This window comes from Pseudomonas pudica, from assembly GCF_015680405.1.
GTDB classification, from domain to species: Bacteria; Pseudomonadota; Gammaproteobacteria; order Pseudomonadales; family Pseudomonadaceae; genus Aquipseudomonas; species Aquipseudomonas pudica.
Genome location: NZ_JADLJS010000007.1, coordinates 1 through 11,591 on the forward strand (window position 1 = coordinate 1; position 11,591 = coordinate 11,591).

The 11,591-nt window shown below is 62.9% G+C and carries 11 protein-coding genes and 1 riboswitch; of the genes, 7 read left to right on the forward strand and 4 right to left on the reverse strand.

Features of this window, described 5'->3' with window-relative positions:
- Window positions 1-168 precede the first annotated feature (168 nt).
- The 4 genes from IRZ77_RS07400 to IRZ77_RS07415 all read left to right on the forward strand — a co-directional run bounded on the left by IRZ77_RS07400 (window position 169) and on the right by IRZ77_RS07415 (window position 4,742).
- The gene (locus IRZ77_RS07400) at window positions 169-1,161 is read left to right on the forward strand and encodes an ArsR/SmtB family transcription factor (protein ID WP_196173208.1); all 993 of its coding nucleotides are present in this window, start codon (window positions 169-171) and stop codon (window positions 1,159-1,161) included.
- 18 nt (window positions 1,162-1,179) lie between these two features.
- Entirely contained in the window at window positions 1,180-2,370 is a 1,191-nt protein-coding gene (metK, locus tag IRZ77_RS07405; RefSeq protein WP_015272060.1) for a methionine adenosyltransferase, read from the forward strand.
- A 146-nt stretch (window positions 2,371-2,516) separates the two neighbouring features.
- A complete protein-coding gene (gene ligB / locus IRZ77_RS07410; RefSeq protein WP_153671370.1) occupies window positions 2,517-4,217 on the forward strand; it encodes an NAD-dependent DNA ligase LigB in 1,701 nt (566 codons plus the stop codon).
- 132 nt (window positions 4,218-4,349) lie between these two features.
- A complete protein-coding gene (locus IRZ77_RS07415; protein ID WP_196173210.1) occupies window positions 4,350-4,742 on the forward strand; it encodes a DUF1090 domain-containing protein in 393 nt (130 codons plus the stop codon).
- 70 nt (window positions 4,743-4,812) lie between these two features.
- On the opposite strand, the gene IRZ77_RS07420 is transcribed toward IRZ77_RS07415, so the two are convergent.
- Window positions 4,813-5,259 carry a c-type cytochrome gene (locus IRZ77_RS07420; RefSeq protein WP_046613415.1) on the reverse strand — a complete coding sequence of 149 codons (447 nt, stop codon included), beginning with the start codon at window positions 5,257-5,259 and terminating at the stop codon, window positions 4,813-4,815.
- A 118-nt stretch (window positions 5,260-5,377) separates the two neighbouring features.
- Here IRZ77_RS07420 and mltA point away from each other — a divergent pair, with 118 nt between their 5' ends.
- Window positions 5,378-6,529, forward strand: a complete 1,152-nt coding sequence (gene mltA, locus IRZ77_RS07425; RefSeq protein WP_046613416.1) for a murein transglycosylase A — start codon at window positions 5,378-5,380, stop codon at window positions 6,527-6,529.
- Window positions 6,530-6,579: 50 nt separating this feature from the next.
- Here mltA and IRZ77_RS07430 read toward each other — a convergent pair whose 3' ends face one another.
- The gene (locus IRZ77_RS07430) at window positions 6,580-6,966 is read right to left on the reverse strand and encodes an MAPEG family protein (protein ID WP_025340889.1); all 387 of its coding nucleotides are present in this window, start codon (window positions 6,964-6,966) and stop codon (window positions 6,580-6,582) included.
- 28 nt (window positions 6,967-6,994) lie between these two features.
- Window positions 6,995-7,828: an EamA family transporter gene (locus IRZ77_RS07435; RefSeq protein ID WP_108480785.1), complete on the reverse strand. Its 834-nt coding sequence runs from the start codon at window positions 7,826-7,828 to the stop codon at window positions 6,995-6,997.
- Window positions 7,829-8,018: 190 nt separating this feature from the next.
- Between IRZ77_RS07435 and IRZ77_RS07440 the strand changes: the two genes are divergently transcribed.
- Window positions 8,019-9,254 carry a cation:proton antiporter gene (locus IRZ77_RS07440; protein ID WP_046613421.1) on the forward strand — a complete coding sequence of 412 codons (1,236 nt, stop codon included), beginning with the start codon at window positions 8,019-8,021 and terminating at the stop codon, window positions 9,252-9,254.
- 122 nt (window positions 9,255-9,376) lie between these two features.
- On the opposite strand, the gene IRZ77_RS07445 is transcribed toward IRZ77_RS07440, so the two are convergent.
- Window positions 9,377-9,778 carry an acyl-CoA thioesterase gene (locus IRZ77_RS07445; protein ID WP_009399312.1) on the reverse strand — a complete coding sequence of 134 codons (402 nt, stop codon included), beginning with the start codon at window positions 9,776-9,778 and terminating at the stop codon, window positions 9,377-9,379.
- A gap of 178 nt (window positions 9,779-9,956) precedes the next feature.
- Window positions 9,957-10,053, forward strand: a riboswitch (S-adenosyl-L-homocysteine riboswitch).
- Between the two features lie 20 nt (window positions 10,054-10,073).
- Here IRZ77_RS07445 and ahcY point away from each other — a divergent pair.
- Window positions 10,074-11,483, forward strand: coding sequence for an adenosylhomocysteinase (gene ahcY, locus IRZ77_RS07450; RefSeq protein ID WP_046613422.1), 1,410 nt, complete (start codon window positions 10,074-10,076; stop codon window positions 11,481-11,483).
- Window positions 11,484-11,591 lie beyond the last annotated feature (108 nt).

The window sequence follows — 11,591 nt, forward strand, 5'->3', positions numbered from 1 at the left end:
CTCCCACAGGTTCGGCACAGTTCCCAAGCCCCGTGATGAATCTGTGGGAGCGGGCGAGCCCGCGAAGAGGCCAGCAATGGCAGCCTCGCCCTCCGCCCATCAGCCAATATCAAAACTTTTTGATATTGCCCTTGCTAGGGCAACGATGCCTGTCTAGACTGCCGCACCATGAACCTCCGTGCGCAATCGATCCCCGAGCAACGCGAAGCATTAGCTGCCTTGTGCAAAGCCAGTGGCGACGAGTTGCGCCTGAACGTATTGCGCGCCCTGGCCAACGACTCGTTCGGCGTGCTGGAGCTGGCGCAGATCTTCGACGTGGGCCAGTCGGGCATGAGCCACCACCTGAAGGTGCTGGCCCAGGCCGAGCTGGTGGCGACCCGCCGCGAGGGCAATGCCATCTTCTACCGCCGCGCCCTGCCCGACAGCCTGCGCCTGGGCGGTCGGCTGCACGCGGCGCTGCTCGAAGAGGTGGATGACCTGGCCCTGCCGCTCGACGTGCAGGCACGCATCGCCCAGGTGCAGCAACGCCGCGCAGCCACAAGCCAGGACTTCTTCCTGCGCGTGGAAGAAAAATTCCGCGCACAGCAGGACCTGATCGCTGGCCTGCCGCAGTACCGCGAAAGCCTGCTGGCGCTGCTCGACAAACTGAATTTCGACCCGGCCGCCAGCGCCCTGGAGGTCGGCCCCGGTGACGGTGGCTTCCTGCCCGACCTGGCCCGGCGCTTCGCCCAGGTCACCGCCCTGGACAACAGCCCGACCATGCTCGAGCTGGCGCGCCAGGTGTGCCAGCGCGAAGGGCTCGACAACGTGAACCTGCAGTTGGCCGATGCACTGGGTGCAACGGATGTGGCCGCCGACTGCGTTGTGCTGAACATGGTGCTGCACCATTTCAGCGACCCGGCCCTGGCCTTGCGCCAGCTGGCCAAACGGGTGAAGGCAGGCGGCAGCCTGCTGGTAACCGAACTGTGCAGCCATGACCAGGGGTGGGCGCGCGAAGCATGCGGCGACCTGTGGCTTGGCTTCGAACAGGACGACCTGGCCCGTTGGGCCAATGACGCCGGGCTGGCCCCCGGGGACAGCCTGTACGTGGGCTTGCGTAACGGTTTCCAGATCCAGGTCCGCCATTTCCAGCGGACGGCTGGCGACATACACCATCGGTAAATTTCAGGAACCTTCGAGATGAGCGAATACTCCCTTTTCACCTCCGAGTCCGTGTCCGAAGGGCATCCGGACAAGATCGCCGACCAGATTTCGGACGCCGTCCTTGATGCCATCATCGCCCAGGACAAATACGCCCGCGTAGCCTGCGAAACCCTGGTCAAGACCGGTGTCGCCATCATCGCCGGCGAAGTCACCACTTCCGCCTGGGTCGACCTGGAAGAGCTGGTACGCAAGGTCATCATCGACATCGGCTACAACAGCTCCGACGTCGGTTTCGACGGCGCCACCTGCGCCGTGATGAACATCATCGGCAAGCAGTCGGTGGACATCGCCCAAGGCGTAGACCGCTCCCGTCCGGAAGACCAGGGCGCCGGTGACCAGGGCCTGATGTTCGGCTACGCCAGCAACGAAACCGACGTGCTGATGCCAGCACCGATCTGCTTCTCGCACCGTCTGGTCGAGCGCCAGGCCGAAGCGCGCAAATCGAAACTGCTGCCATGGCTGCGCCCGGACGCCAAGTCGCAGGTAACCTGCCGTTACGAAAATGGCAAGGTGGTCGGCATCGACGCCGTGGTGCTGTCGACCCAGCACAACCCTGAGGTTTCGCAGAAAGACCTGCAGGAAGCCGTGATGGAGCTGATCGTCAAGCACACCCTGCCTGCCGAACTGCTGCACAAGGGCACCCAGTATCACATCAACCCGACCGGCAACTTCATCATCGGCGGCCCGGTGGGTGACTGCGGCCTGACCGGGCGCAAGATCATCGTCGACTCCTACGGCGGCATGGCCCGCCATGGTGGTGGCGCGTTCTCTGGCAAGGACCCGTCCAAGGTCGACCGTTCCGCCGCCTACGCCGGCCGCTACGTGGCCAAGAACATCGTCGCCGCCGGCCTGGCCGAGCGTTGCGAGATCCAGGTGTCGTACGCCATCGGCGTGGCCCAGCCGACCTCCATCTCGATCAACACCTTCGGTACCGGCAAGGTCTCCGACGACAAGATCATCCAGCTGGTGCGCGAGTGCTTCGACCTGCGCCCTTACGCCATCACCACCATGCTCGACCTGCTGCACCCGATGTACCAGGAAACCGCTGCCTACGGCCACTTCGGCCGTACCCCGCAGCAGAAGACGGTCGGCGACGACACCTTCACCACCTTCACCTGGGAACGCACCGACCGCGCCCAGTCGCTGCGTGACGCTGCCGGTCTGTAAGTTTTCCTGCAGCGGAAACTGAAAGCCCCTGCCGAGCGATCGGCAGGGGCTTTTTTGTGACATATGGGCTGACAAACGCTGCATGGCGACCCGCACGCTACCTGCCTAGGCTGAGGGCTCCCACCCGCCATGCAAGGATGCTGGCCATGCCGCTCATGCTGCTTTTCGCCCTGCTGTTGACGTTGAATGCTCCCCTGGCCCGTGCTGCCACATGCCCCTCCTGGAAACCGCAACAAGTCGAGACTGAAGTGAGCCGACTGCGCGCCACGCTTGCTCGCTGGGACGACCACTACCATCGCCAGGGCGTTGCGCTCGTACCCGATGAGCTCTATGACCAGAGCCGCCAGCGCCTGGCGCACCTGCAGCAGTGCTTTGGCATTGCCGCTACTCCGTCCCCGCTTGCCAGTGCTCGCGGTCCAATCCCGCATCCGGTCCCGCATACCGGTGTCGACAAGCTGGCCGACCGCCTGGCTGTAGAACGTTGGCTGGCCGGCAAGGCCGATGTCTGGGTGCAGCCAAAGGTCGATGGCGTAGCGGTGTCCCTCATCTACCGACAAGGCCGGCTGGTGCAGTTGATCAGCAGGGGGGACGGCGTGCAGGGGCACGACTGGAGCCGCCACATCCCTCTGCTCGACGCAATCAACCGGAAGTTGCCCCAGGACATCGACCTGCAACTTCAGGGCGAACTGTACCTGCGCCGGGACGCACATGTGCAAGCCCAGGCAGGCAGCGCCAACGCCCGAGGGACGGTAGCGGGGCTGCTGGCTCGCAAGCAGCTGAGTCGTGAACAGGGCGAGCGCATCGGCCTGTTCGTGTGGGACTGGCCGCAGGGCCCTGAGCAGCAGGCCGAACGCCTCGCGCAGTTGACGGAACTGGGTTTCGCGCACAGCCAGGATTACAGCGTCGCCATAGAAACAGCGGACGATGCCGCGCACTGGCGTGACTACTGGTACCGCTCACCCCTGCCCTTCGCCACCGATGGCGTGGTGTTGCGCCAAGGCGTACGGCCCTCGGCCGAGCGCTGGCAGGCCAAGGCACCCTACTGGATCGCGGCGTGGAAGCACCCTTACACGCAGGCCCTGGCCGAAGTGCGCGAAGTACGCTTCCGCGTTGGCCGCACTGGTAGGGTCACGCCAGTCTTGCACGTGCTGCCGGTCACCCTGGATGACCGGAGAATCACCCAGGTCAGCCTGGGCTCACTGGCACGCTGGCTCAAGCTCGACATCCGCCCCGGTGACCAGGTGGCCGTCAGCCTTGCCGGGCTGACCATCCCACGCCTGGAGCAAGTGGTGCACCGCACCGCCGAGCGCCAACCGGTGACCGCACCAGCGCCTGGTCAACACCATGCACACAGTTGCTGGCAGGCCAGCGAAGGCTGCGAGGAACAGTTCATTGCCCGCCTCACCTGGCTCAGCGGCAAGCAGGGGCTGGCACTGCCGCGCACCGGGCCTGGCACCTGGCGCCGACTGGTGGCTGCCGGGCTGGTGACTTCGATGACCGACTGGCTGCACCTGGATGCCAACCGCCTGGGCCAGGTTGCAGGTATCAGTGACGCAACGGCTTCGCAGTTGCTGAGCAGTTTCGACCAAGCCCGCTCACGGCCCTTCGCTCAATGGCTGCGCGGACTGGGCGCCCCCATACCCACCGGCATGCAGGTGACAGGCGGCTGGCGGGAGCTTGCTGCCCGCACGAATCTCGAATGGCAAACCATGCCCGGCATCGGCGAAAAGCGCGGGCAACAGCTTGCAGTTTTTTTTGCGACCACCGAGGTTCAAGCCATTGCTACGCAGCTGGCCAAGGCAGGGATCGACGGTTTCCCCATCGACCGGCAACGCGTTGAGCAATGATTATTTACCAATTTACCTGTAGGAAAATCCCGAGATTAAGCCGGAAAACCCCAGCAAGGGTTTCTAAATGGGCAAAACCAAGGCAGGATTTCCCCCAACTTTTGCTGCCCCGCCCCGTCAAGGAGGCTTTTCATGAAACGTATTTCGTCCCTTTTCCTGTTTGCGACACTGGGCCTGGCCGCTAGTGCCGCACAAGCCGCCCAGCCGGATGCCGGCCTGACCGGTTGCGCCGCCAAACGCAGCGCCATCGAGAACCAGTTGAAGATTGCCCGCGAACACGGCAACACCGCCCAGGCCGCAGGGCTTGAAGAGGCCCTGCGAGGGGTCGACAACTGCACCGATGCCGGCCTGCGCAAAGAACGTGAGCAGAAGGTGCTCGACGCCCGTCACGAAGTGGCGCAGCGGGAAAGGGACCTGAAGAAAGCCGAAAAGAAAGGCGATCCGGAGAAGATCAACAAGCGCAAGGACAAGCTGGCCGAGTCGCGCAAGGAACTGCAGGAAGCGGTGGATGATCTGGATCGCTGACAGAAATCCGAATACTGCGCCTTTACTGGCCTCATCGCCGGCAAGCCGGCGATGAGGCCAGTAAAGGCCATCAATGATTACGAAACTCGGTATGACAGGCCTTGCAAGCCGCTTCGACCTTGTCCATCGGCGCCTTCAACTGCGCAGCGTCCAACGGCTGGCCACGGGTGACATCGACCAGTTCGCCAGTGACGCCTTCCAGCTGCCGGGCCAGGTCATGAAAGCGTGCCTGACGCTCCCACACCTCGGCACGCGCACTACTGTCGCCACCATCGCGCACCTGTGGGAAGTGCTGCCAAGGCTGGTGCGAAAGGTTGTCCAGCTTCAGCGCACCGTCGGCAAACTTCACCCCGTCGAACGGCAAACGCCCGCGCAACATGCCGCCAAGGTCTTCGCTGGTCTTGAGCATGTCCTTGAAGATCACCTTGCGCTTGCCCAGCGGGGAGTTCGGGTCAACCCGGTCACAACCACCCAGGGCCAGCACCGCCAGCAGAACAACAGTCAATCGCTTCAACATCACGGTCTCTTCGGCCAATGCAAATGGGCGGCCAGTATCGCTGCCAAGTGGCCAAAGACCAATAGCCACAAAAAACCAGGGGTGAATATCCGTGTTCACTCATGACAGGAACGTACTCATGAAATCTGCCCTGCGCCACCTGGCCTGGACACTCCCGGCGCTGGCCCTGCTGGCCGGCTGCAACGGCGGCGAAAGCGCCAAACCCGAACCCCATGCCATCGCCACCTACGCCAATGCCACCTGGCAGGACCTGCCCACCGTCAGCGACAGCGACCTGGTGGCGGGCTTCCAGGCCTGGCGCAACGGCTGTGAAAAGCTCAAGCGCGACACCGTCTGGGCCGGTACCTGCGAAGCAGCCGCCAGCGTGCCCGACGATGCCTTGCAGGTGCGCGCCTTCCTGCAACAGAACCTGCAGGTATACGGCCTGCGTTCGGCCGAAAACAATGCCAACGGCCTGATCACCGGTTACTACGAACCGGTCTACCCTGGCAGCCTGAGCCAGTCGGCAACCAACCATGTGCCGGTCTATGGCATCCCCGACGACATGATCGTGGTCGACCTGGCCAGCGTGTACCCAGAACTCAAGGGCAAGCGCCTGCGCGGCCGCCTCGATGGCCGGGTGCTCAAGCCTTACGACACCGCCGAGGTGATCAACCGCGACGGCGCCAAGGCGCCGGTACTGGCCTGGCTGACCGACCCGATGGACCTGCAGTTCCTGCAGATCCAGGGTTCCGGCCGGGTACAACTGGAAGATGGCCGCCAGCTGCGCCTGGGTTACGCCGACCAGAACGGCCACCCCTATCGGCCGATCGGGCGCTGGCTGGTAGAACAGGGTCAGTTGAAGAAGGAAGAAGTGAGCATGGGGGCCATTCACGCCTGGGCCCAGGCCAACCCGCAGCGGGTACCGGAACTGCTCGCCAGCAACCCCAGCTACGTGTTCTTCAGCACCCGCCCGGACAGCAACGAAGGGCCGCGGGGTTCGCTGAACGTGCCGCTGACGGCTGGCTACAGCGTGGCCATCGACCGCAAGGTGATTCCGCTGGGCAGCTTGCTATGGCTGTCCACCACTCGCCCGGACGGTACGCCGGTGGTACGCCCGGTGGGTGCTCAGGATACTGGCGGGGCAATTACGGGCGAGGTGCGCGCGGACCTGTTCTGGGGCACCGGGCCGGAAGCAGGGGAACTGGCCGGAAACATGAAGCAGCAAGGGCAGATCTGGATGCTGTGGCCCAAGGGCAAGCCGCTGCCTGAGGTGCCAAAAGTGCCTTGATCGGTGCTTGGATTCTTCGCGGGTTCATCCGCGAAGAAGGCGACGCGGTCTCAGATGGAAACCACGAAGAACGCCACGATCATGGCCATCCCGGCAAACCACACCAGCGATCGCAGCATGGCCCAGTCGGCCAGGTAACAGATGATGTAGAGCAGCCGGCTGGTGATGTACATCACCCCCAGTACATCCTGGGTCACCTGCTCGGCATTGCCGACGATATCTGCCACCAGCACCGCCGCGGCAAATGCCGGGAAGGCTTCGAAACTGTTCTGCTGGGCAGCATGTGCGCGCCGCGGGAGCCCGGACAGGGTATCCAGGAACGCGCGCGGGTCGTGGTTGTCGCGCAGGCGGAAGCGGCCACTACCAACTTTGGCTATCAACGCACACAGAGGCGGCAAGAACAGCGCGATCAGGATGCACCACAGGGCAACAGTCATGGACAGGACTCCTTGTTCAGTCTTCGGGTCAAAGCTTCATTACCAGCATGCCGGCCAATACCAGCCCGCAAGCTAGGAGTCTCGGCCCGCCAAAAGGTTCTTTCAGGTAGCGCATACCCAGCAGCACCACCAGGATCACGCTCAACTCCCGCAACGCCGCCGCTTCGGCCACCGACCCAAGGTGCATGGCCCACAGCACCAGCGCGTAACTGAGCAATACACACAGCCCCACCGCAAGCCCCAGGCGCCACTGCAGGCGCCAGAACAACACGAACGGCGCACGCCGCGCCACGCTGGCCAGCAACGGGAAGGGCCAGGCACTGAGCAAGGTCAGCCACACCAGGTAATCCAAGGGTTTGCCCCACAAGCGCACCGCCTGGCCGTCGAACCAGGTGTAGCAACCAATGCACAGGCCGATCAGGGCAACCACCGGCAGCATCGACCAAGGTAGCCGGTCACCCCCACCGCCCTGCCACAACAGGCAGGCCATGCCACAGGGGATCAACAGGATGCCGATTATCTGCTGCTGGCTCAGCGATTCACCGGCAAAGGTCAGCGTCAGCCCCAGCACAACCAGCGGCGACAGCCCGCGCATCAGAGGATAGACCAGCCCCAGATCGCCCACGCGGTAGGCCTGGATCAGCAGAAAGCGGTACAGCTGCTCGGCCAGCGCCGAAGCCAGCAGCCAGGGCCAGATGTTGGCCGGAGGCACCTCGACAAAGGCCACCGCAAGAACCGCGAAGGCCAACGCCACCGTATCCATGCTGGCGATTACCAGCAGGCGCTCGCCGCTGAATTTGATCAGGGTGTTCCAGGTCGCGTGCAGCAGGGCGGCGATCAGTACCAGGGAAGTTGCCAACACGCCTTCTTATCCTTGTGGCTATTTATGGCTGGGACTATATAGCGTTCGCGGGCCGCTGTGCGGCCCCTTACATGGGAACGATTCAAACGACTCTGGTCAAACCTTGTGTCCCGAACCCCGCGCCAGGTCATCAAAGAACTGCCCGAGTAATTCGGGTTACGACTTGGAAGCCACTGTTACAGGATTCGGGATGCTTGAACTAGTTGCCGCGTTTATCTGCCTTACCACCCTTCTCACCTATGTAAATTACCGTTTTATCGGCCTGCCCCCTGCCATCGGCGTGATGGTCACGGCGCTGCTGTTTTCACTGATACTGCAGGGCTTGAGCCTTATCGGCTTCCCTGGTCTGGAAGCGCGCGTCGAAGGGTTGATGAACCAGATCGACTTCAACGACCTGCTGATGCACTGGATGCTGGCGTTCCTGCTGTTCGCCGGCGCCTTGCACGTCAACCTCTCCGACCTGCGCAACTACCGCTGGCCCATCGGCCTGCTGGCCACCGTCGGCGTGCTGATTGCCACCGTGGTCATCGGTTACCTGTCGCACTGGGTGTTCGCCCTTTTCGGCTGGCAGGTGCCGCTGATCTACTGCCTGTTGTTCGGTGCGCTGATCTCGCCCACCGACCCGATTGCCGTGCTTGGTGCGCTACGTACCGCCAATGCCTCCAAACCGCTTAAAACCACCATCGTCGGCGAGTCGCTATTCAACGACGGCACTGCGGTGGTGGTGTTCACCGTGCTGCTGGGCATCATCCAGCTGGGGGAAACACCGAGCATGACCGACACGGCGATCCTGTTCGCCCGCGAGGCCATCGGCGGTGTGGTGTTCGGCGGCCTGATCGGCTACGCCACCTACCGCATGATCAAGAGCGTCGAGCAGTACCAGGTGGAAGTGATGCTGACCCTGGCATTGGTCATCGGCGGCTCGGCGATGTGCTACGAACTGCACGTTTCGGCGCCGATCGCCATGGTGGTGGCCGGGCTGATCATCGGTAACCTGGGGCGCAACCTGGCGATGAACGACATGACCCGTCGCTACATGGACGGTTTCTGGGAACTGATCGACGACATGCTCAACGCCCTGCTGTTCGCGCTGATCGGCCTGGAACTGTTGCTGCTACCATTCAACTGGATGCACCTGGCGGCCGGTAGCGTGCTGGCGCTGGCGGTGCTGCTGTCGCGGCTGCTGACCGTGGCCCCGGCGATAGTGCTGCTGCGGCGCTGGCGCCCGGTGCCCAAGGGCACGGTACGTGTGCTGACCTGGGGTGGCCTGCGCGGTGGGGTGTCGGTTGCCCTGGCACTGTCGCTGCCACTGGGCGAGGAGCGTGACCTGCTGCTGTCGATCACCTACATCGTGGTGCTGTCGTCGATCCTGGTGCAGGGGTTGAGCATCGGGCGAGTGGTACGCAAGGTCAGCGCTCAGCCGTGAGCAATTGTGCCGGCCTGTTTGCGGGTAAACCCGCTCCCACAGAATCTCCGCTACCTTTCGGGCAGTGAAAACCTTGTGGGAGCGGGTTTACCCGCGAAGAGGCCAGCACCTACAACCGGGATCTATTCGACTGCACTGTCCGGGAACTGGTCCTGGATGTACTTGATCTCGGTCCGCCCATGCGGTGCCGGCAACCCGTCCTCGCCAAGGTTGACGAAGACCATCTTGTCGACCGTGAGAATGGCCTTGCGAGTGATCTTGTTGCGCACTTCGCACTTGAGGGTGATCGAGGTGCGGCCGAACTCGGTGGCGGTGATGCCCAGTTCGATGATGTCGCCCTGACGCGAGGCACTGACGAAGTTGATTTCCGATATGTACTTGGTCACCACGCGCTGGTTGCCCAGCTGGACGATGGCGTAGATCGCCGCCTCCTCGTCGATCCAGCGCAGCAGGCTGCCACCGAACAAAGTGCCGTTTGGGTTGAGGTCTTCGGGTTTAACCCACTTGCGGGTATGAAAGTTCATCTGTACTCCTGACCTGCTTGGCTAACGTGCAGCAATGATGGCAGAGCTGCCGCTGCCGCTCCATTGAACATCGACTATCGTCGCGATTAATCGACAGAAAACCTTGGGCAAGCCGACGGGCACGGCTATAATCTCCGCCGCTTCACATGGCCGCCCACAGCGGCGCCATGCCCGCCACCCGTCCGAGGGGCGCTGCAGCAGGCTAGGCCTGTCAGGCTCGGATGGGGCGTTGCTCGCTCTCGCGAGCGCTTAACGCACAACGGCGCCCATTCGCACACTACGAATGGAGGCTCTCATGAGCGCTGCAAACATGCCTGCTGGTTTTACCGATTACAAAGTCGCCGACATCTCCCTGGCCGCCTGGGGTCGTCGCGAAACCATCATCGCCGAATCGGAAATGCCTGCACTGATGGGCCTGCGTCGCAAGTACCTGGCCGAGCAACCGCTCAAGGGTGCGAAGATCCTGGGCTGCATTCACATGACCATCCAGACCGCCGTGCTGATCGAAACTCTGGTTGCCCTGGGTGCCGAAGTGCGCTGGTCGTCCTGCAACATCTTCTCCACCCAGGACCAGGCCGCCGCGTCCATCGCCGCCGCCGGTATCCCGGTGTTCGCCTGGAAAGGTGAAACCGAGCAAGAGTACGAGTGGTGCCTGGAGCAGACCATCCTCAAGGATGGCAAGCCATGGGACGCTAACATGGTCCTCGACGACGGTGGCGACCTGACCGAGCTGCTGCACAAGAAGTACCCGCAAGTACTGGAGCGCGTGCACGGCGTGACCGAAGAGACCACCACCGGCGTGCACCGCCTGCTGGACATGCTGGCCAAGGGCGAGCTGAAAGTCCCGGCGATCAACGTCAACGACTCGGTTACCAAGAGCAAGAACGACAACAAGTACGGCTGCCGTCACAGCCTGAACGACGCCATCAAGCGTGGTACCGACCACCTGCTGTCGGGCAAGCAGGCCCTGGTGATCGGCTACGGTGACGTGGGCAAGGGCTCGGCCCAGTCCCTGCGCCAGGAAGGCATGATCGTCAAGGTCACCGAAGTCGACCCGATCTGCGCCATGCAGGCCTGCATGGACGGCTTCGAAGTGGTTTCGCCATTCATCGACGGTATCAACAACGGCACCGAAGCCAGCATCGACAAGGCCCTGCTGGGCAAGATCGACCTGATCGTGACCACCACCGGCAACGTCAATGTCTGCGACGCCAACATGCTCAAGGCGCTGAAGAAGCGCGCCGTGGTATGCAACATCGGCCACTTCGACAACGAAATCGATACCGCCTTCATGCGCAAGAACTGGGCCTGGGAAGAGGTCAAGCCGCAGGTGCACAAGATCCACCGCACCGGCGCCGGCAGCTTCGACCCGCAGAACGATGACTACCTGATCCTGCTGGCCGAAGGCCGCCTGGTCAACCTGGGCAACGCCACTGGCCACCCAAGCCGCATCATGGACGGTTCGTTCGCCAACCAGGTACTGGCGCAGATCTTCCTGTTCGAGCAGAAGTTCGCTGACCTGCCGGCCGAGAAGAAAGCCGAGCGCCTGACCGTTGAAGTACTGCCGAAGAAGCTCGATGAAGAAGTGGCCCTGGAAATGGTCCGCGGCTTCGGCGGCGTGGTCACCCAGCTGACCAAGCAGCAGGCTGACTACATCGGTGTCACCGTCGAAGGCCCGTTCAAGCCGCACGCCTACCGCTACTAAGCGGCCAGCTTGAAGCTTCAAGCGGCAATCAAAGGCAGACCATGCCATTGCCGCTTGCAGCTCGAGCATCAAGGATCTTGAACGATGCCCAAGCCAGGCCGGCCATGA

What these genes read in the sequence shown, in the direction of transcription:
- IRZ77_RS07400 (WP_196173208.1), top strand. Translation starts at nt 169, where the DNA reads ATGAACCTCCGTGCGCAATCGATCCCCGAGCAACGCGAAGCATTAGCT.
- metK (WP_015272060.1), top strand. Translation starts at nt 1,180, where the DNA reads ATGAGCGAATACTCCCTTTTCACCTCCGAGTCCGTGTCCGAAGGGCAT.
- ligB (WP_153671370.1), top strand. Translation starts at nt 2,517, where the DNA reads ATGCCGCTCATGCTGCTTTTCGCCCTGCTGTTGACGTTGAATGCTCCC.
- IRZ77_RS07415 (WP_196173210.1), top strand. Translation starts at nt 4,350, where the DNA reads ATGAAACGTATTTCGTCCCTTTTCCTGTTTGCGACACTGGGCCTGGCC.
- IRZ77_RS07420 (WP_046613415.1), bottom strand. Translation starts at nt 5,259, where the DNA reads ATGTTGAAGCGATTGACTGTTGTTCTGCTGGCGGTGCTGGCCCTGGGT.
- mltA (WP_046613416.1), top strand. Translation starts at nt 5,378, where the DNA reads ATGAAATCTGCCCTGCGCCACCTGGCCTGGACACTCCCGGCGCTGGCC.
- IRZ77_RS07430 (WP_025340889.1), bottom strand. Translation starts at nt 6,966, where the DNA reads ATGACTGTTGCCCTGTGGTGCATCCTGATCGCGCTGTTCTTGCCGCCT.
- IRZ77_RS07440 (WP_046613421.1), top strand. Translation starts at nt 8,019, where the DNA reads ATGCTTGAACTAGTTGCCGCGTTTATCTGCCTTACCACCCTTCTCACC.
- IRZ77_RS07445 (WP_009399312.1), bottom strand. Translation starts at nt 9,778, where the DNA reads ATGAACTTTCATACCCGCAAGTGGGTTAAACCCGAAGACCTCAACCCA.
- ahcY (WP_046613422.1), top strand. Translation starts at nt 10,074, where the DNA reads ATGAGCGCTGCAAACATGCCTGCTGGTTTTACCGATTACAAAGTCGCC.